General features: G+C 62.9%; 16 protein-coding genes. 5 read left to right on the plus strand and 11 right to left on the minus strand.

Features of this window, described 5'->3' with window-relative positions; all coding sequences use genetic code 11:
- Window positions 1-2: 2 nt before the first annotated feature.
- The gene (locus ACR9Y2_RS06075; protein WP_435040160.1) at window positions 3-626 is read right to left on the minus strand and encodes an ECF-type sigma factor; all 624 of its coding nucleotides are present in this window, start codon (window positions 624-626) and stop codon (window positions 3-5) included.
- 239 nt (window positions 627-865) lie between these two features.
- On the opposite strand from ACR9Y2_RS06075, the gene ACR9Y2_RS06080 reads away from it, so the two are divergent.
- The 3 genes from ACR9Y2_RS06080 to ACR9Y2_RS06090 all read left to right on the plus strand — a co-directional run bounded on the left by ACR9Y2_RS06080 (window position 866) and on the right by ACR9Y2_RS06090 (window position 3,119).
- The gene (locus tag ACR9Y2_RS06080; RefSeq protein ID WP_435040161.1) at window positions 866-1,270 is read left to right on the plus strand and encodes an MliC family protein; all 405 of its coding nucleotides are present in this window, start codon (window positions 866-868) and stop codon (window positions 1,268-1,270) included.
- Window positions 1,271-1,703: 433 nt separating this feature from the next.
- Complete coding sequence (locus ACR9Y2_RS06085) at window positions 1,704-2,825, plus strand: serine/threonine-protein kinase (protein ID WP_435040162.1); 1,122 nt, start codon at window positions 1,704-1,706, stop codon at window positions 2,823-2,825.
- Window positions 2,826-2,954: 129 nt separating this feature from the next.
- Complete coding sequence (locus ACR9Y2_RS06090; protein WP_435044823.1) at window positions 2,955-3,119, plus strand: twin-arginine translocase TatA/TatE family subunit; 165 nt, start codon at window positions 2,955-2,957, stop codon at window positions 3,117-3,119.
- Window positions 3,120-3,332: 213 nt separating this feature from the next.
- On the opposite strand, the gene ACR9Y2_RS06095 is transcribed toward ACR9Y2_RS06090, so the two are convergent.
- From ACR9Y2_RS06095 to ACR9Y2_RS06130, 8 genes are all read right to left on the minus strand, one after another.
- Complete coding sequence (locus tag ACR9Y2_RS06095) at window positions 3,333-4,112, minus strand: hypothetical protein (RefSeq protein ID WP_435040163.1); 780 nt, start codon at window positions 4,110-4,112, stop codon at window positions 3,333-3,335.
- 195 nt (window positions 4,113-4,307) lie between these two features.
- Window positions 4,308-4,634: a hypothetical protein gene (locus ACR9Y2_RS06100; protein ID WP_435040164.1), complete on the minus strand. Its 327-nt coding sequence runs from the start codon at window positions 4,632-4,634 to the stop codon at window positions 4,308-4,310.
- 70 nt (window positions 4,635-4,704) lie between these two features.
- Window positions 4,705-5,052 (minus strand): hypothetical protein, encoded by a 348-nt coding sequence (locus ACR9Y2_RS06105; RefSeq protein ID WP_435040165.1) that lies wholly within the window; start codon window positions 5,050-5,052, stop codon window positions 4,705-4,707.
- A gap of 374 nt (window positions 5,053-5,426) precedes the next feature.
- Window positions 5,427-7,067 carry a hypothetical protein gene (locus ACR9Y2_RS06110; protein WP_435040166.1) on the minus strand — a complete coding sequence of 547 codons (1,641 nt, stop codon included), beginning with the start codon at window positions 7,065-7,067 and terminating at the stop codon, window positions 5,427-5,429.
- 191 nt (window positions 7,068-7,258) lie between these two features.
- The gene (locus ACR9Y2_RS06115) at window positions 7,259-8,887 is read right to left on the minus strand and encodes a hypothetical protein (RefSeq protein ID WP_435040167.1); all 1,629 of its coding nucleotides are present in this window, start codon (window positions 8,885-8,887) and stop codon (window positions 7,259-7,261) included.
- 885 nt (window positions 8,888-9,772) lie between these two features.
- Window positions 9,773-11,407 (minus strand): hypothetical protein, encoded by a 1,635-nt coding sequence (locus ACR9Y2_RS06120; protein ID WP_435040168.1) that lies wholly within the window; start codon window positions 11,405-11,407, stop codon window positions 9,773-9,775.
- 196 nt (window positions 11,408-11,603) lie between these two features.
- Window positions 11,604-14,408, minus strand: coding sequence for a hypothetical protein (locus ACR9Y2_RS06125; protein ID WP_435040169.1), 2,805 nt, complete (start codon window positions 14,406-14,408; stop codon window positions 11,604-11,606).
- An 80-nt stretch (window positions 14,409-14,488) separates the two neighbouring features.
- Window positions 14,489-16,252 carry a winged helix-turn-helix domain-containing protein gene (locus ACR9Y2_RS06130; RefSeq protein ID WP_435040170.1) on the minus strand — a complete coding sequence of 588 codons (1,764 nt, stop codon included), beginning with the start codon at window positions 16,250-16,252 and terminating at the stop codon, window positions 14,489-14,491.
- 317 nt (window positions 16,253-16,569) lie between these two features.
- On the opposite strand from ACR9Y2_RS06130, the gene ACR9Y2_RS06135 reads away from it, so the two are divergent.
- Window positions 16,570-17,061 carry a hypothetical protein gene (locus ACR9Y2_RS06135; RefSeq protein WP_435040171.1) on the plus strand — a complete coding sequence of 164 codons (492 nt, stop codon included), beginning with the start codon at window positions 16,570-16,572 and terminating at the stop codon, window positions 17,059-17,061.
- Between the two features lie 706 nt (window positions 17,062-17,767).
- Here ACR9Y2_RS06135 and ACR9Y2_RS06140 read toward each other — a convergent pair.
- Window positions 17,768-18,316, minus strand: coding sequence for a hypothetical protein (locus ACR9Y2_RS06140; RefSeq protein ID WP_435040172.1), 549 nt, complete (start codon window positions 18,314-18,316; stop codon window positions 17,768-17,770).
- 127 nt (window positions 18,317-18,443) lie between these two features.
- Between ACR9Y2_RS06140 and ACR9Y2_RS06145 the strand changes: the two genes are divergently transcribed.
- Window positions 18,444-19,010 (plus strand): ECF-type sigma factor, encoded by a 567-nt coding sequence (locus tag ACR9Y2_RS06145; protein WP_435040173.1) that lies wholly within the window; start codon window positions 18,444-18,446, stop codon window positions 19,008-19,010.
- 11 nt (window positions 19,011-19,021) lie between these two features.
- On the opposite strand, the gene ACR9Y2_RS06150 is transcribed toward ACR9Y2_RS06145, so the two are convergent.
- Window positions 19,022-19,909: a bestrophin family protein gene (locus ACR9Y2_RS06150; RefSeq protein ID WP_435040174.1), complete on the minus strand. Its 888-nt coding sequence runs from the start codon at window positions 19,907-19,909 to the stop codon at window positions 19,022-19,024.
- Window positions 19,910-19,919 lie beyond the last annotated feature (10 nt).

Consider the following 19,919-nt stretch of genomic DNA (forward strand, 5'->3'; position numbering starts at 1 on the left):
GCTTAACCAGCGTCCGGATGCCACTCTTCCTTCAACCAGCGCTTTGCGAACTGCCAGTAGCGGTGGACCGTAATCGGAGAGCATTTCAACTCGCTCGCAATTTCGGCGGAAGTCCGGCCCTCAAACACCTTCATCTCCACAATGGCCCGCAACATGGGTTTCATGGCGTCGAGTCGCGAAAGTAGCGACTCCACCTCCGCCAGCCCGCCGTCGTCCACACACTTCACGTCATCCCAGAGAGGTACTTTTTGCGCCTTGGCCGACAGCGGACGCGCGTGGTGGATCAGCAGCCGCTTCATGATCTGCCCCGACAGGGCGAGGAAGGCGGCTCGGTCGTTCGGGCGCTCCTCGTCATCCGGTTGGAGCGCTTTAATCTTGATCAGTTGCAGGTAGAGCTCGTTCACCAGCAACGTCGGTTGCCAGCTGTGCCCCTGGCGTTCGCCTCGCAGTTTGGAGGCAGCCATCCGTTTGAGCTCAGGGTAGAAAACCTCGATCAGCTTCGCGCCTGCGGCGCTGTCGCCCTGCCGGAAGGCAGCCATGAGAGGTCCGATGTCCCGAATCGAATTCCCGGCCACGACAACAGAATATAGCAAACGGACAGGGAAACTGCCCAACCAGAAAATCACCGCGGGTCGTGGTGAGATCTGTACTTCTATGGGCAGATTCCTCCGGTTGGGGCGTGCCCGACCCTCACTTTCGCGCAAAAGAACGCCTCCGCGCCACCCTGGCAGGTGATCATCCTGGCTAATAACTCATTACAATTCAATAAGTTGAACAGTCATAAACAAAACATCCAACGCTCACGCGCTTTCACTTGGCCCAAGCCTCCGTGGGCCGCATAGTAGGGACAGAGAGATTCGTAAAGATGATGATTTCTGTGATTGCCGGTGCCCGCCGGCCGATGATTCTGCTGTTGGGGATGCTCCTGGCATCCGCACTGGCCCCCGCTACTGACCTGGTCGTCACCCTGCCAGGAACCAAACTGCTCTCTCGTAAGGTAGTGCAGTACAGCTGCGACGCGAATGCGGTCAGGATCGGTCTCCCTGCCGTTCCCTTCGAGGTGGAATACATCAACGGCAGCGGCAACAACCTTGCGACGGTGCCCATCCTCGGGGGCCTCCTGATCTTCGCCAATGTTTCGTCGGCTTCGGGTGCCCGCTACGCCGCTCAGCAATATATATGGTGGGAAGCGAAGGGCTCCGCGACCCTCTATCTGGACTCCCCCGCCCAAAAAGACAAGACCGTTTGTCAGCCCGTGACCCGGAAATAGCCCTCCACCATCCCCTTGCTACCCTGGCCGGCCAGGCTTTCACCTTCCTCTTTGGCGGGTGAGGGTCTGGCCGGCTTCTTCATTCCGCGCGCACCACCCGCCGTCCAAGCCAGGCTCGCCAACGACACCCCACTCGCCCCATCCTGCCCCCAGCGCTTCTCTGCTCGTTCGAATGGCCGCCGGAACACCCGGTTGGGGCCGAGTGACCTGCTTGTTTATGTACCGGACCAGAACATTTTTGGCGGCTCTGATCATCCGGCCCCCGATCCGAGGCCGCATCCTGTATCTTTTCGTTTTGATCATTGCGCACCTGGAGCAATATCTTCCTTATTATCTGTACCTTAGATGCGAAGCAGAGAATCATGGAAAAAGCCCTTCCCACACATGGATGCCAAGTGCCGGCCGGCGCAGAATCGCATTCGAGGGAAAAACGATGCAGGCAATTGGCGACGCTGAGTGGCTTCATGTACTGGACCTGGCGCATCAGGTAGCGGATCTTCCGGAATGCGACCGGTTTAGTTTTGTGTCAGGTCAAGATCTGGATGCTGAACTGGAGAGCCTCGTCCTCGAACTGGCGGCGGAGTTTGAACCGGCTCCGGAGTTCGGCGTGGGCTCCCAACTCGGTCGCTATGAGGCCACGGCAGAGATCGGACGCGGCGCCACCAGCCAGATCTTTTCCGCCATCGACCGCGATCTGGGACGGAACGTCGCCTTGAAGGTGTTGAACGCCGAGGGGCCGGGCGAGGGCGATGCCCTGGGTTCTCTGCTTCGCGAAGCAAGGGCTGCGTCGGCCCTCAGCCACCCGAACATTGTCACGGTCTATGAGGTAGTCCGTTCCGGCCGGCTCACCGCTTTGGCGATGGAGTACGTGCCCGGCATGCCGCTCCGGTCGATGATGCGCCGCCCTCTGGACCTCCGGGAATGTCTGCCCGTTTGGAGGCAGGCGGCGACGGCACTGGAGGCCGCGCATGCCGCCGGCATCGCGCATCGCGATCTGAAGCCCGAGAACATCCTGGTGAGGCCTGACGACCTGGTGAAAATACTCGACTTCGGCATGGCCCACTCTTCTACCCACGATGCTGAATGGGAGGAGACCTCCGGCACGCCGCGGTATATGTCCCCGGAACAGTGCCGCTCCCCCCGGGTCGGTGTCGAAACCGACATCTTCTCCCTCGGAGTGGTCTTCTACGAGATGATCACCGGGCGCTGCCCGTTCGAAGGCGATTCCGCCTGGGACACGATGACCTCCATTGTGGAAGACGCTCCCGAGCCACCCTCGAAGTGGAACCCAGCGATCCACCGGCACCTGGATGCGCTGATCCTTTCCATGCTGAGGAAGAAGGCCTCCGATCGCCCCACCGCCGCCCAGGTGACAGAATCGCTCGAGCGTCTGGCGCGCACCGCGGTGGGCGCCCCAGCGCTCTGGTCCGTCGTGGAAGCCGCCATGAGCCGCGCCGCCGCCTGGGTCTACAGGCCACTGCACGCCATTTGGCGGGGCCTCTCGGTCGCCGGCCGCCATACCTCCAGCGCTGTCCCATCGCCGCTGCTGGACTAGGTGATCCCCGGCATTGTTTCGATCGGGCTGATCAGAATCTGCGATGGAACGCCCCCTAAGAGAGTGTGCCGGCGAAACGCCGGAACGATGGAATGAAAGGAAACCAGCCCGATGCGCAGTATCGGTCCAATGGAATTAGTGCTGATTCTTGGCGTCGCAGTCCTTCTGTTTGGCGGCAGGAAGATCCCGGAACTCGCCAAGGGTCTTGGCGACGGACTTAGGAACTTCAAACACGCTTTGCGGGAAGATCCGCAGCTCGTGCCGTCAGGCGATCGGGAGCAATCGCCAAGCTGAAGCGGGCTGTGCGCTGAGTCGTAGGCTCGGCCAAAGCCCTCACGCAGTGCCCACCGAGCAATCACCTCGGTTGCGCGCCGCAGCCCGGCAGCCCTCGAAGGCGCCGGGCTGCTTTCGCGTCCAAAGAAGGTGCAGGGACTGCCTCACTCCCCTCCTGTCTGGGCGAGTCGGAAGGGAAGAGCTCGAGCCTGGCAGTCTGCTGCCCGTTCGGTCCTACTTGTCGAGCGGGGTCAGCTTGACATCGATCGAGTAGTAGTAGACTCCGGTGACCGCCTCATAGCCTGATTCGGTTCCAACCGCAATCCACAACTGTTCGTGGAGCGTTGTGACCGGCTTCGGATGGTCGTACGTTCGTCGCAGCATGACCCACTTCCGGTCTTTGGGGTCCGGTTCGCATTCCTGGCCATTCCAGATGTTCCCGATTACCCCCAGGTCCTCCCTGCCCTCCGACTGTTGCCCTTTGTCGACGTTGATCGAAACGTACTCCCCAATCAGCAGCGGCACCGGCTCCACGGCAGTACCGCCTGCTTTCAGGTAGACGTTGGCCTGGTTGCCGCCCGCGCCCGCGCAGTTGGTCGAGTTCGATGCGACCTCGAATTGCAGGCTGACCTTGTACCGTTGATCCTGCTCGACGCCATCCGCGGCGGTAAGCGGCACCTTCAGAAACATGAAAATATCATCCGGGCGATTGTTGCACGACAGGTAAAAGGCGCGCCGGTTCCGCGAGAAGACGTTCAGTTCCTTCGGCAGCTCACGAATCTCGGCCAGGAAGTTCAGGTCCGCGGTCTGCAGGTGGTAGTCAGTGAATCCCGCCAGGACGCCGCCGCTGCCCTGGCTGAAGTCGAAGTGTTTGATGATCTCCCGACGCCGCTTCCCGCTTCGGGCGGACTGCTCCGCTTGCGATTGCGCCAGCAACGCGGGCGCCGCCAGCATTCCTGGCGCGGCTGCCAGCCAATTCCGGCGCGTCAATCCCGTCTGCGAACTCGAACTCATACTCGTAAGCCCTCCTCGAACCAATTGCGGCAGCGCCGCTATAGCAAGAGGGGCTTCCAGTAGTGAATCCTTTCGCCGCGTCGCAAAGAAAGATCGAGGACCATACGCCTCTGACTCTAGTGCCCACTCCACGCACAAAAAAACCGGGAGCCCGACAGGCCCCCGGTCTTCATTCGCAGTTAACCCTTCTGCTCGCTACCGCGTACAATCGCCATAGTACATGGCATATTTCGGCAGGTAGGCCGGGTTGCGCAGACTTACCGGCGCCAGTGCGAACCAGACTTCCTTGGGCAATCCGCTCATGCCGGTGGCGTCATCCGGCAGGAAGAGGATCTGTCCATAGAGCGCCGGCGGTATCTTCTCTTTCATCTTCGAGCCATTGTTGTCCGTGATCTCGCCCGCGAGGAAGAAGATGTCATTGCCGCCCGTCGTGCCCGTTGAGAGCGCCGGGAACACACCCCGGGCGTTCAAGCGGTCATCGTAAAGAGCCTTGCACTTCTGGATGGGATTGGTGACTTCCACGGGCCCCAAGGCTCCGATCTGGCTCGGCAGAGTCTCCCCCCTGCCGTAGTAGCTGCCGAGCTGGTACGTCTCACTCAGCAGCGCTGAGGTGAAGTAGCGCCTCGCCCCCAGGTTGCATCAAAGCGCTGATCTTATCATCGGTGCACGTGATTGGATTGCCGGCGCAGCCCCGCACGAACCGGGCGGTGATGTCCGTGCCGTTCAGCGCGGCCTTGAATGTCGATTCAGTGGCCCGCGGGCTGATCTGGGCGGACACTCGCACGGTCACACCGCCGAGAGTGGCGTTTCGCTTTGGACTGGTGACCACCAGCAGTGGCGATTGACGCGCATGCGGAGATGGGGGAGATGCCGCCCATCCCAGGGAAGTGAGAGCCAAAAAGGCGGAGATGCCGGAGGAGGCCCAGGATATCGATTTCATGGAGTTCCTTCCTTTCTTCAGGCCAGGCGCCATCCAGCGCCCCCCTACAGGGAGGGGGGACGGTGGCTGGAGGGTTTTCCTCAGGGGTTGGCAGACAATTACCGCGGCAGGGGCCTCTGCCGCCGCCTACGGGTTGACCCGCGGCGGCAACAGGGGCCGCGCAATCAGGGTGGGGAGAGGCCCGCGGGTGCCAAGGGACTGTGCAGATCAGGCCTTGGTACCCCGCGGCTTGCTCCAGCACTTACCGGTTCCTTGCGGAATCCAGCCGCCAGGCTGTGCTGTGAGCGGCCGGGACGAACTCCACTTCGCCCGGCAATCTCGTGCATACGGCGGCCGGCCACGCGCGCGGAGCCCGGCGCCGTCCCTGGCGCGCCCTATGGCAATTTGCTCAGGTCCATCATCCAGCGCGTGCTGGCCCCCGAGAACATCACCCCGAGGTTCCAGGCCGGCGCGGCGCCCATGGCGTCGGTGAACGCGATGTTGATGCGATATGCCTGCGGGCCGTCTGCCATCAGACGGAACGTCTGCGGCTGCACAGCCGGCTGGCACACAGACTGGAACAGGTGATACGTCGTGTCCCACCACTTGAACTCCCCGCAGTACCCCGTCTCCATGCTGATGAACCGGACCGTCGAACCCGGAACCGGGGCGGTGGCCGCCACAACCCAGTTCTGACGAGGCGTCTCGGGCCCCGGCAAGCTGGTGCTGGTCTGGTTGCCCGCCGCATTCCACGTGTGCCACTGCGCACCCGTGGCTTCGGATGTGACCGTCGTCACGTCCAGCGTGCGCCACAAGCCGTTGCCGGAACGCAGCAGCCTCAGGCGTGCCCCGTCTTCCTTCACCAGGTAGTACTGCGGGTGTGCAGCCCATACGACCCAGAAGGTTCCGTTGGAACCGTCCACGAGCCAAAATGCCTGTGTCCCGGAATTGCTGGGATCCTGTTGGCAGGCTGCCAGCACGAGAACATCCGAACTGACCTCCAGGCACAAGCCATTGCGTTCGTTGCGCACCTGGTTGACGTAAGTTCCCTTCCACCTGGCGGGCCAGAAGATCCAACTATCCACGCGGCCGGATCCGAGCGTCGCCGTGTGTAACTCCGTGCCGGGTGTGTCCACGCCGCCATTCATGGTCCACACCGGGCTGAGATCGTAGTCAATCGTCGTCACCGGCCCCCGGCGGTACGAGTCGGACAGCTCGATGTTGCCGTCATAAGTCACCCAACCGTACCGGATACCGCCATCTACCGGAAACAACGACGTCACCCGCGAAGCCTTGCCTCCCGTGGATCCCAGGAAGACCGCATCGCCATAGGCGTGGACTCCGCCGTCCTGTTCCAGCATCCAGTAGCCATTCACTGCTCCGCCCGCCGTCCGGCTCAGCACCAGGCCGTTGTACTCCCGCTGGAAGTGGCCACCCGTGGACCCGAAGAACACCGCGTCACCCCGGGCATGCACGCCGCCGTCGCTCTTCAGGATGTAGTAGCCTTTGCCGCTCGGCGTCGGCGTGATGGCTGTCCCGGCGGCTGCGGTGTCTTTCCGCGCGTCACCGTAGGGGAGGGCCGTTCCCGCGGTCCACACCTGGCCGTCGTCTCCCAGGGCCCAGAAACCGCGGCCATCCGGGGTAGCCGCGGCGTGGGTCACGTACGAGCCGGCGCCGGGATTGCTCGGGAAGTTGCTGCACTTCGAGAGGTGCCCCTCGCACAGCGGTGGAGCCTCTCCCCGTGCGTGGATGTCGCCACGCTTCGTGATCACCCAGTAGCCGTTCTTGCCGGGCATCGCCACAAGCGTGCCAGGCGCGTTCACGCTCTCGAACACCGGGGCTCCTCCCGATACGATGGTCCTGCCGCCATTCACTGTGTCGTTCACCTGAATCCAGAAGCCGCCATTGGGAGCCTGCGCGGCGTTGGTGACGAAGACGTTGCCATCGTAATAATCGGAGGCTTTCGCGGGACGGCTGAACCCAAGCGCCGCCAGCACCAGGGGAACTACAATGCGGATCGATTGAATCGTGATCATTTTCTTTCCTCTCCTGTGGATTTGAGCTTTATGCATACCTGATATGCCCCATATTTGGCCGGCCGCGGAAACAAATCCATGGAGCTGGCCTGAACTCGATATCAACTACTATCTGACTTGTAATCAAGAGCTTATGGATAGAGATAACGCGGCTGGACAGGCATCGAATGGGTTGCGCGGCCCGCGGGAGCCTACAGCAGCTTCAGCGGTTCCAGCACCCACCGCTGGCTCGCCCCCGTGAACATCACCCCGCCGGTGAAGCCTGGCGCGGCGCCGACTTCACTGTGAAAGGCAATGCTGATCCTGAAGACATTTGCGCCATCAGGCACCAACCGGAACGTCTGGTTCTGCACCCCCATCTGGCAGGCGGCGTTGAACAGGTAGTCAGCGGTGCCGGTCCACTTGAACTCCCCGCAGCGTCCCGTCGCCATGCTGACGAACCGTACCGTCGAGCCAGGAACCGGGGCCGTCGTGGCCACCACCCATCTCTGCGGTGGCGTCTGCAGGTCCGGTACGCCCAGGTGCGTTTTGTCGCCCACCGCGCCTGACGTGTGCCACTGCGCTCTGGTGGCCTCGGAGGTGACAGTCGTCGTGGCCAGCGTGCGCCACTGCGTACTCCCACTCATGGAAATCTCCAGCAGCGATTTGCCCGGCTTGATGACGATCGCCAGATATCCGTTTTGAGCCGGCGACACATACATGTTGTCGTCCCCTCCTGAACTGGCCAGAAACGCCTGGGCCCCGGAGTTGGCGAAATTGGCCTGGCACACTGCCTGCACCAACCGGTCTCCCTTGGCTTCCAGGCACAGGCCGTTGAACTCGTGCCGCAACTGATACACCGGGACCCCACCCCACTTGGCCGGCCAGAAGATCCAACTGTCCACCCGGCCGCTGCCCAGCAGCATCGCGTGGACCTCGGCGCCCGGCTTGTCCACATCGCCCTGCAACGTCCAAACCATGCTCAGATCGTGCTCCGTCGTCGACACCGGGCCCCGGCGATACGACGTGGAGTAACCAATCGTGCCGTTGTAGGTCACCCATCCGTAGCGGATACCGCCGTCCATACTGAACATCGAAGTCACTCGGGACGTGTTCCCGCCAGTGGACCCCAGAAATTGCGCATCGCCGTACGCATGCACTCCTCCGTCTTCTTCCAACATCCAGTAGCCGTTCACCGCCCCCGTCGCCGTCTTGCTCAGCACCATCCCGGTGTACTCACGGGTCTTGTGGCCGCCGGTGGAACCGAAGAAGACCGCGTCGCCCCGGGTGTGTACGCCGCCGTCGCTCATCAGGATGTAGTAGCCCTTGCCGCTCGGCGTCGGAACAATGGCGGACCCGTAGAAGTTGCCCTCTGCAGGCCGGTCACCGTAGGGCTGTGCTGTTCCGACGGTCCAGACCTGGCCGTCATAGCCCAAAACCCACAAGCCCAAACCGTCGGGTGTAGCCGCGGCATGCATCACGAAACTCTTGTTCCCCGGATCACTCGGATAGTTGCTGCACTTCGAAAGGTGCCCCTCGCAGAACGCTGGAGCGTCGCCGCGTGAGACGATGTCGCCACGCTTCGTCACTACCCAGTAGCCCATCTTGCCGGGCACGGCCACGATGGTGCCGGGCGCGTTGACACTCTCAAACACCGGAGCCGGACCCGACACAATGGTCTTGCCGGTGTGCGCTGTATCGTTCACCTGGATCCAGAAGCCGCCGTTGGGAGCCTGCGCGACGCTGGTCACCCACATGTTGCCGCTATCATGATGGGCCGACCTGGCGGAGTGGCCGAACAGGAACGCCGCCAACACTGCGGCAACAACGAATCTGCTCAATTGATTGGTCTGCATCTTCTGATCTCTTTCCCTGTGTGGAGTTTTGTTTGATCCGGACATGGCCCATGTTCGGCGAATTTCCGGTTCGAGACCATGGAGCGCGGGTGAACTCGATCTGAACCAATATCTGCCGTGTATTCAAAGATGTAGACGCACCAATGACGTCCGCTTAGAGGGCGGTCAGGCAGGTTACGGGGAGCGCGAAAGCCTGACAGCCTGCGCCAGAAATCCTGCTAGCCGCCCATTGAGTTCGCGCCGGCGTCGGCCCTCCCCATGGAATCAGGCCACTCTCTTGGGAGTCCCGCATGCCCCGCCGAGCCGCCAAACCGAAGGAAACCGCTACGAACCCCGACCGTCAGGGAGGGGTCCCCACCGCGCTACGAACCGCGCACGGCAGTAAGCGGGCCCCTCCAAAGTCGCGTCATCAACGGAGGAATCCCCACCGCGCTGCGAACCGCGACTGGCAAGGAGCGGGCCACGGCCCCCCCCGCGTCTTCCATGGAGTCCCCATGGCCCCTCCGAGCCGCCAAACCGAAGGAAGCCGCAAACGGAGCCGTGAACGTCAGTGAGCGGATAGCCACCGAAAAGCTCCACTCAGCGCAGCAGCGCGACCCATCGCGTGAGCGTCTTCAACGGAGCGGGCCACGGCCCCCACGCGTCTTCCATGGAGTCCCCACGGCCCCTCCGAGCCGCCAAACCGAAGGAAGCCGCAAACGGAGCCGTGAACGTGAGTGAGCGGATACCCACCGAAAAGCTCCACTCAGCACAGCAGCGCGGCCCGCTGCCAGCGCGCCTTCCAGGAAGCCTCTTCGAAACGGGAATTGAGCTTCTATCTCATGCCCGGCGACCGCGCAAACGCGGCTGCGCGACCTCCGCCCCCGGCTGCTACGGCAACTTCGTGAGCTCCAGGATCCAGCGCTTGCTGGCCACCGTGAACATCACCCCGCCGTTGCTGGCCGGCGCCGCGCCGAAGTTGTCCACGAAGGCGACGTTGATGCGGTAGGTATTTACGCCATCGGGCCCCAACCGGAACGTCTGCGGCTGCACCGCCGGCTGGCACAGGGATTGATACAGGTAGTAAGTCGTGGTGTTCCACTTAAACTCCGCGCAATGACCGGTTTCCATGCTGACGAAGCGCACCGTCGAATCGGGAACCGGGGCCGTCGTGGCAACCACCCATTTCCGGGGCGGCGCCTGAAGGCCGGGTGCGCCGAGGGTCGTCAGGTTGCCCGCCGCGCCACCCGTCTGCCACTGAGCCCCGGTGGCCTCGGCGGTAACCGTCGTCGTGTTCAGCGTGCGCCACACCGTGGCGTCTGTGATGGAGATCTCCAACCGGGACCGGCCCGGCATCTTCGCGATCGAGTAGTGGCCCCGCTCGGCCGGCGCCAGGTACATGTTCTCGCCCGCCCCGGCGTAAAGCAGGAACGCCTGCGCCACGGAATCATGGAAGTTGGCGTGGCACACGGCCTGCACCAACCGGGCTCCGCTGGCCTCCACGCACAGTCCGTTGCGTTCATGCCGCAACTGGTAGACCGGAGCGCCCAACCACTTCACCGGCCAGAAGATCCAGCTGTCCACTGGACCGGACCCGAGCGTGAATGCGTGCAGTTCGGCGCCCGGCTTATCCACATCGCCCTGCAGCGTCCACACCGGGCTGAGATCGTAGTCGGACGTCGACACCGGACCCCGCCGATACGACGTGGACAACTCGATCTTCCCGTCATAGGTCACCCACCCATAGCGCACCCCGCCATCCACCGGGAACATCGATGTGGCGCGCGGAGTTTTGCCGCCGCTGGAACCCAGAAACACCGCATCGCCGTAAGCGTGCACGCCCCCGTCTTCTTCCAGCATCCAGTACCCGTTGACCGTACCGCCTGCCGTCCGGCTCAGCACCAGCCCCGTATAGTCCCGCGTGAAGTGGCCGCCCGTGGAGCCAAAGAACACCGCGTCGCCGCGCACATGCAAGCCGCCATCGGTCTTCAGGATGTAGTAGCCATTGCCGGATGGCGAGGCCGCGATCGCCGTCGCCACATACTTCTCGTCGTACATGTCGCCGTGGAACGCGGCCGTCCCCGCGGTCCACACCTGGCCGGACCGGCCCAGGGCCCAGAAGCCACGCCCATCGGGTGTCGCGGCGGCATGGGTCACATACTGTTTGTTATCGGGAGTCACCGGGAATCCCGAGCACTTCGACAGGTGTCCCTCACACAGCGCCGGCGCCTCGCCGCGCGCGTAGATGTCGCCATACTTCGAGATCACCCAATACCCGTTCTTGCCCGGCACACCCACGATGGTGCCGGGCGCGTTGACGTTCTCATACATCGGGGCCCCTCCGGTGGCCACGGTCCGGCCGCCGTTGACCGTATCGTTCACTTGAATCCACAAACCGCCATTGGGCGCCTGCGCCACACTGGTGGCATACACGTTGAAATCGTGGGAATGGGCCGCCTGAACGCCTGGATGGAGGCTGAGCACGGCCACTGCCGCCTGAATGGTGAGTCGAATCGAAGTCCGCATCTGTTCCTCTTTTTGATAACCTTGCTGACCCTATCGTGCGCGCTTCGGCCGCACAGGACCATGGCTTCGAGGTGACTTCGCAATCAACCGATATCTACCGTCTTATCAATGACATCAGAGCCCCGCTGGAGCGGCTTCCCCCAAATAAAAAACGGGGCTCCGAAGAGCCCCGCGCTTTCGACTGTGACCGGTTGTGTTACGGCAGGACGCACCCGCCGTAGCCGTACTGTGGGGAGTCCGCGCCCGATCGGACGGGCAGGGCGCCCATCGTGAACCAGACGTCTTTCGGCATGGCGAACTGGCCGTTGGCCTGCTCGGTTCCGAAGAGCATCAATCCCAGATCGGCGCCCGGAGTCTGGACGGTCATGAGCTTCGACTCGTTGTCCTTGATCGGTGTTGCGATCTGGAACAGGTCGTATTTGCCATTGGGCGGGAAGCTCGAAAACGCCGTTGAGGAGTTCGGCGACGGCGAATCCGTGTAGACGCCCCGGCACTGCGGCGTGCATGAACCGAAGCTGCACTCTTCCTTCATCGATCCGACTTTCAGGGGATCCGTCGTGCTGGTGAACCAGTAGGCGTCATGCGAGTAGTAGGTGCGCATGAACGTCGTGTAGAAGAACCGGTTGGCTCCCAACTGGAGCGTCGGGCTGTGATCAAGCACGCTATAGTCGTCGAGGAACCATTTTGACTTGATCGCCAGGCTGAGCATCTGCAGCCGGTTCCAGTCGGACACGGCGAGGTCGATGATCTGGTCATAGGCGCGATCGGCGTTGCCGACCCACGTGACGTAATTGAACACGAAGTCCTTGATCGTGGTATTCACCGCGTAGCCTGCTGTCGGCACCCCGTTGTTGTTCACATCCATGGCGCCGGTGGAACCCACCGCGATCACCAACTCCCCCAACATCCCCTCGATCGGGGCGAACAGCGGGTTGCCCATCGCCGCTTGGTTGGGAGTCAGCGCTGAGGACTGGTACACAAGATCGTCGAAGCTGAAGCCGATGGGCCCGCTTTGGTTCACCCAGGGCGACTGGTTGAGAATGATCGTATTGCCGGTCACCCAGGCCGGCATCCAGGCGTTGTCGTTTTCAATCATCCGCCCCAGCAGATTGGCGCCCGTGCTGCTGGTGCCCAGGAAGGGCAGAACCTGGGCGAGGGCCCCGAACTCGGCGCGCAACTGCCTGGCGACGCCCGACAGGTCGGACTCGGTGAACGCATAGCTCTCGCCGGTGTCCGGATTGGTGTAAGTGCCCCCAACCGGGTAGGTGAAGGCCGGGTCGGCGTCCGGATGGACTTTGGTCAGCAGATTGGCGGCGGATGAGGTGTAAATGTAGCGGATGTCGTCGGTGGGACCGGCGGGCAATTTGTCCGGCCAAACCACGTGCAGAATCCGGTTGCTCAGATATTTGTAGGCGTTCACACGGCTCGTGCTGTCCATCATCGGCCACGTGGAGTTCGGAAGCCAGATTGTCTTCAGGAAACTCGCGTCGATCGGCGACGCCGAGGACAGGTCGGCTTGCGCGGTGTACATCGAGCGGTACAGGTAGTATTTGTCCCGCCCCAGGGAGCCCACCAACTGTCCGGTCTGGCCGTTTTCGCTGGGCGTCATCGAGAACGGCACACGCCGGTTGGGCAGCGCGATGGAAACCGTCGGATCCGGAGTCACCAGGGCGGCCATCGCCGCTTGGTCGCTGGTCATCTGCTGAATCGTGGTGTACGGGACACCCATGGAAGCCAGGGTGGTGACCAAAGGATTGAGGTTCTGCGGCAGGCTGAGCCCGGGTTGCTTGCCCCACCCGATGACAACCGCCATCTGCCGCCACGTGAGGTTGCTCAGCAGGGTGTTCATGGCGGTGAGATCCGAGGCTTTCGTGGCGTCATAGACGATGCCCTGGGTTCCGGCCATCGGCGCGAACGTATAGCGCGTGAAGGGGAACACCCAGAAACCGGTGGCGGGCAGGGTTGGCGGCGGCGTGAACGTCTGGCCATCGAACGTGGCCCGCTTGTTCGGGCCATCGATCGAATAGGTGATGTAGTCGAAGGGGTGGTAGTCGAAGAGGCTGTGGCCGTTCCGGGTCAGCACGCCCAGAATCTGCGTCAGCGAGGCCTCGTTTACCTCGTAGCCGGTGTTGTACGACTCCATGGCCACGCCATAGGGGGCCTTGCCGATGCCCAGCACCATGTAGCCATAAGGCACTTCCGCCGACGGCGCATTGCCGCGGAAATCGGTGCCCCCAATCGGCAGCGTGTTCAGATTCTGCCAGTCCGCATTGTAGGTGGAGTTCGTACCGAAAACGGCGAACTGGGTGGAAGGAACCGCTTTCAGCGCGGCGTCGACATCAGGGGTGTTGAGGCAGGTCGTGGCAACTTCGTTCAGGTTGTTCCTATCGATCTGGACGAGCGTGTACGTGTAACCCCGTCCTCCGCACATTGGCGGTTGGGCCGGATAGTTCCTTGTGACTCCATGCAGACCGTTGCTCGAGATCTGGAACCACGGCTCGCCGGTGCTTCGATAGCCGCCGGGCGTCAGGGTCGTGAAGTTGTAGTTCGGCTGGGGCAATTCGGTGATGTCGCCGTCATTCACGCCGGTGGGGTTTCCCGGAGTCCAGGCAAACACAACGCGGGCGCGGGTTGTGTTGGCGCCCCAGCCCTTGATGCGCAGGCGCAGGACGTTCTGCCCCTTGATCAGCCCGTCCGCCTGGGTCAGCAACGCCGTTTCGGTGCAAACCGCCCCCCGGCACGGAGCCTTGACCGCAAATTGGCCAGTGATGTCCTTGCCGTTGAGGACGGCGGCGAGGGTGTTCCGGATCGCTTCCGGTTGGATCTGTATCTCTGCCAGCAGGCTCTGGCCGTTCAGTTGGGCGCCCGCCTGGGGGCTGGTGACAGTGAGCAACGGTGCCCGCTGGGCACTGGGCGTGGTCGTGGACGCTGCGTAACCCACCGAAGCCAGCGCCAGCAAGGCGGCCAGGCGGCGGGAGCAGGCCCCGGATATCATCTGCATGGAGATTTGTTCCTTGTCTTGGGGCGGCGTCCAGCGCCTCCCCACTGAATAAGTGGGGGACAACAGCAGGCGGGAAATTATCAGGGGTGGGCGGGGAATTCGCGCGGCAGGTTCATCTGCCGGTGGATCCGCGCAAACGCGGGCTCCGCGCGGAGTGTATCGAAGGGCGGCAACTGCAGATGCAGGGGCAGATTCACATCGTGCAACTCGGCTGCTTTTTCCAACCATTGCAGCGCCAGCTCTCGCTCCCCCAGGCCAAGACAGCCCAAGGCCATCGTCACCGGCCGGACGTGCTCCGTGCGCTGCAATTCCGCTAGACGCTGGAAGCAGTCGTGGGCCTCGCTCGAACGCCCCAGGCCCGAGTGCGCATGCACCATCCCAGCCAAGGCGATCGGAAGCGGCGAAGCCGCATATGCGCGCTCCAGCGCCGCCAGGGCATCGGCGTACCTCTCCACGGCGAGCAGCGCCGCGCCATACACCAGCAGCCCCAATGCGAATTCAGAGTTGCCCTCCAGCAGGTCTTCGCTTTCCCGCAGCGATTCCGCCGGACGGTGCGCGAACAGCAGGATCTGCGCGCGCTCACTGCGCAGGAAGAGCGACGACGGCTCGATCGACAGCGCCCGGTCGACACGCCGCAGCGCCTCCAGCGGCCGGCCTTCCGCCAGCAGCACCATCGCGTACAGATGCTCCGCGTGGGCCGACTGAGGATTGTAGTCCAGCGCGGCCTTCAGCCGTTCCTCGCCCTCTGTCCAGTTCCAGTCGTGCAGCGCCAGGATGGCGCCCATCGTCGCGTGGGCCTGCGCCTGCGCGGGATCGAGGGCCAGTGCCTGCACCGCGTAGCCGGTTGCCAGCTTGGCGGCATCCTGCGAGGGAAGGTGCTCGAAAAAATCCAGCCGCCGGTAGGTCTCCGCCAGGCCCGCAAACGGCGCCGCCCACGACGGAGCCTCGGTAATCGCGGCAAGAAACCAATCGATGGCTTTCACTAATGATCTGGGGGCTCGCACCGACAACAGGTAGTTTGCCTTGAGATAAGCCTCATACGCCGTGGGGCTGATCCGGACTGGCTCCGGGGTATGGTCCGGCCGCAGCGCTCGGGAAGTGGAGGTCACAATCGCCTGCGCCACCTCCTTCTGAAGGAAGAGAATGTCGCACAGGTCGCGATCGTAGGTTTGCGCCCAGAGATGCCGGTCCGCTTCGGCGTCCAACAGCCGGACGGAGATCCGGATCCGGTCTCCGGAACGCAGAATCGAACCCTCCACGATCGACTGCACATCCCGTTCCCGCGCGGCCTGCCGCAGGCTCAGCGGCGAGTCCTTGTAGCGCAGCATGGTCAGGTGCGAGATCACACGCAGCCCCGACTGCTGGGCCAGTTCCGTAGTCAGCATGTCCGTCAGCCCGTCCGCGAAGTACTGCGACTCGGCGTTGCCGGAGAGGTCCCGCAGGGGCAGAACGGCAATGCCGGGGACGTCCTTCGCCAAGCCCTCCTCCATGATCGGCGCCATCAGCCGGTACCCTTTGCGGGCGACTGTCTCGATATAAGTAGGCGAAGCCGCATTCTCCCGCAGCGCCTGGCGGAGCTTCATCACGGCCGTGTTGATGCTGCCCTCGAAGTCAACGAAGTAATCGTCCGGCCAAAGCGTCCGTTGGATCTCCTGCCTCGATACAAATCGCCCCCGGTGCACCAGCAACAGCTTGAGGATTTCGAACGGCTGTTGCTGCAGCTTGATCGGCACGCCCTTGCGGCGCAACTCCTGCTTTTCCAGGTCGACGTCGAACACGCCGAAGCGGAAGAGACTCCCGGCCGGCGCGCCCCCGTCGGCCCTTCGAAAATCACTTGAGTTCATGCGCTGGTTCCTTCCTGGATACTGGGTGCTTGCGCCACCACAGGAATAGGGGCACCGGCAGCGACCAAAAGCATCACCCGAAAGAAATACCGAGAGCACCCTCACCGCGTCCACCCATCGAGCTGAGCCCGGACGATCACCAGGACCACCCCCACCTCACCGCCCCGGTGGACTTCTCCCCTGTTTCTCCACGTTAAGCTTCCTTCATCACACAACAATCGAAAAAATCTTCTCCCTTGCAATCAATCGATTGCAGACATCCAGCTCCTAAATCCTTGGTCCACCACTCCTAACAATGGGTATAGAGGACTTATTCCATGTACATCGCCGAACCAACTGATTGCGCCTTCCCCGACATCGACCTCCTCACCCGCCACGCCCAGGTCGAAGCGGACGGCATTCTCACCGGTCCCAAAGCCACCGGCGTCATCACCTTCTGTGAACGCAAGGAGTACTACAGAAAGGTGCGTGCCGCCGTGCACGAGCAGTACAAACCCGCCACCGTCTACCAGCACATGCTCGCCGACCGCATGGCCGATTGCATCTGGCGCGCCGAACGCTACGCCTCGTTCGAAACCTCGGCCCTCAACCTCCAGATTCAGCGCCAATGGGACAACACCAATGAACTCGTCCCCAAAGCCAGCCCCGGAGTCCACGCCTGGCAGGCCTTCCACACCATGGACCCTGCTCAGCGAAAATCCCTCATGGAAGCCCTCAAACTCGAGGAACGGTACTGGCGCCGCCACCGCGCCCTCGCCGCCGAACTGCGCCTCGTTCAGCGCACCTACCCCATTCAACAGGTGCAGTGAAGCGCAAGGACCCCCACCCATGCCCTCCATTCAAATATCCGAAAAGCGCCTCGCTGCCAACCGAGCCAACGCCCAAAAATCCACCGGCCCTCGCTCCGCTCAAGGCAAGGCCAAAGTCTCCGCCAACGCCCGCCGCACCGGAGTCTATAGCGCCGGCCACCGCATGCCGCCCCGCCTCGAAGCTCACTTCCGAGCCATCGCCGAAACCGGCACCCAGCACCTGGCCGATCCAAACGTGCGCGCCCTCACGTACGAATGGCACATGCTCCAGGGCCACCTCATCATCCACGAGAGCCGCGAACGAGCCCTCTTCAACGCCGGTCTGGAATACGGCCGAGGCAACGAGGACGCCGCGCAGGCGTGGGTCCTCCGCCAGCACGGCTACATCCAGGCCCTCAATCGCTATGCCGGTTGGATCCAGATGCGCCTCCGCCGCGTCGAAAGCGCCATCCGCTCTACCCCAACCGGCCTGGACCACCTAACCCAACTCCTGGCTTCCTGCGAGCACGCCGGGTCCGAAACTACCCAACCCACCGCAGATTTTGAGGGAACAAACCCACCTGCTCCGGAAGCGCCGGCCATCCAGCCCGCCGCACCGGAAGCCACCGCGGAATTTGAGGGAACAAACCCACTTTCCAGTCTCCGGCCCATCGCCGCGGGCGCCGTCCCTCCTCGTCGCGGTGGTTCCTGGGCGTTCCCTGAAGGGCTAGAGGACGCGGACGAAATGCGCGATCGCGTGCCCGCTGGCCTCGCTGGAATACACCACGACGTGGGCGCCGGCCGCAACTCCGTGCGCCGTGTCCTTAGCGGCGGTTTTGGTGGCGTGTTCAGTGAGCTTGTAGGTCTTCACTGTGCCGTCCTTGGCCTTCACCGCCACGGTTCGCGCGCCCTCGTCGATCGCCTGCACCGTCCCTTCGGTCGCCTTCAGCCCCTTGTCGCCGACCTTTTGGATCTTCAGCGCGCTTTGGCGCGTGCCGGCAACGGTGTAGTACACCACCACATCGGAGCCCTTGGTCACACCGCGCAGTGCTCGTTTGACCACACCCTGGTGCTCCGGTTCAAACCCCAGCACCTCGCAGGTCCTCGTTACCTCAACCGTATACAGCTTGCCGTCAGCCGCCTTCACAACCGCGGTCTCGCTGTCCACGGCGATCTCGTCCACGGTTCCGTATACAGCGCGCACCTCCGTCCGGGCGGAACAAAGGGCCGGCACCATCACCAGTGCCGCCAATGCGGACATCATCATTGACTTCATATCGTTCTCCTTGTGTGTTGATCTCGTAGCCGGAAGGCTCTCTTCGCGGCCGCACTCACTAAGGGGCGAATGGGGCGCGGAAAATGATCATCATCACCGGACCGCTTGCTATACTCACGAAACAGCTGTGAGCACCAGCACCGACAACATCACTCAGTTGATGGAGGCCCTTCGGAAAGGCGATGGCCGTGCGGCGGAGCGCCTGACGGAGATCTTCTACCCTGAGCTGAAACGCCTGGCCGCGGCCAAGCTGCGCGGGGAACGCAAGGATCATAGCTGGCAGCCGACACTCCTGGTGAATGAGCTGTACCTCCAGCTCATGAAGATCAAATCCCTTCAGCCGTCTGAATTCGAGCGCCAGGATGACCGCGCTGCCTTCCTGTCGCTGGCGGGCCAGATCATGAAGCGGCTGCTCATCCATCACTCCAGGCCGCTGGCGGCCAAGGCGAAGAAAGTGCCCGTCTGGGACGACATGCGGATCACCGAGGAGAATAGCCTCCTCGAAGTGGAGGGCATGCTATCTCAGCTCGAGAACATCCGGCCCGTGCTGCGGACCGTCGTCGAGATGAAGGTCTTCGAGGGCAAGACCTCGGAAGAGATCGCAGAGGAGCTTGGCTGCTCCACCGTGACGATCCACCGCCACTGGCAGTTCGCCCGGCACTGGCTGCGCGACGCCTGGTCAGTCGATGAGTAGATCGCGGTCCCTCAGGTAAGCACCCCATCCGTCGCCACTACCGCGGCGGGTATCCGCGCTTCCCCGAGTTGTTCCAGCAGGTTGATCTCAATCGTGCGGGAGATGGCCAGCATCGGCGTGCCGTAAACGACACTGTCGAACGGATCCTCCAGGTTCTTGCCGATCCTGTTGAGCGCCAGGAAGATGAACGCGACCACGCCGGTGAATACCGGGGTCATCAGGCCGACATCCTGCACGATGCTCAACGGTACGATCAGGCAGTAGAGGTAGATGAAGATCTCCGGGAAGTAGTCATACTGCCGAGGCAGCGGGGTGTTCTTGATCCGCTCGCAGCCCCCCAGCGTGCTGGTCAATGTGCGCAGCGTCTGGTCGAGAAGGGATAGCCGGAACTCACTGAGGTACCCCGAGTCCGCCGCGGCTGTGATGCGGCGCTGCATGATCTGCAGCAGCGCGGATGGGATGTTGCTCTGGGCCGTCACCGGCGGGATCTCCTCCGGGGCCAGGCGCCCGGGGAGCTCGATCGAAGGATCCTCGCCGCGCAGGTGGCACCGCAGCGCATGCACAAATGCGATCTGGCCGAAGATGACGCGCTCGGCCACGCGGCGCTCCGGCGTGTAAGCCAACACCTGGCGGGCCAGTGTGCGCGATGAGTTCACCAGTTCACCCCATAGAATCCGGGCCTCCCACCAGCGCTGGTAGGCAGAGTTGGTGCGGAAGCCCAGGATCATTCCCAGGCCCGCGCCAATCAGGCTCACCGTGGTGCCGGGTGCCGCCGGAATCGAGAACCAGTGGTACTCCTGCGTGACACTGATCAGCAGCGCGAATCCAATATCGAAGGCCAGGGGCTTGCGAATCTGCCACAGGACTTGGCTCCAGTCGGGCCGGTTCTGAACTAGCATCGGGAGACTC

Origin of the sequence: Paludibaculum fermentans, assembly GCF_051172195.1 — a bacterium.
Lineage (GTDB): Bacteria > Acidobacteriota > Terriglobia > Bryobacterales > Bryobacteraceae > Paludibaculum > Paludibaculum fermentans_A.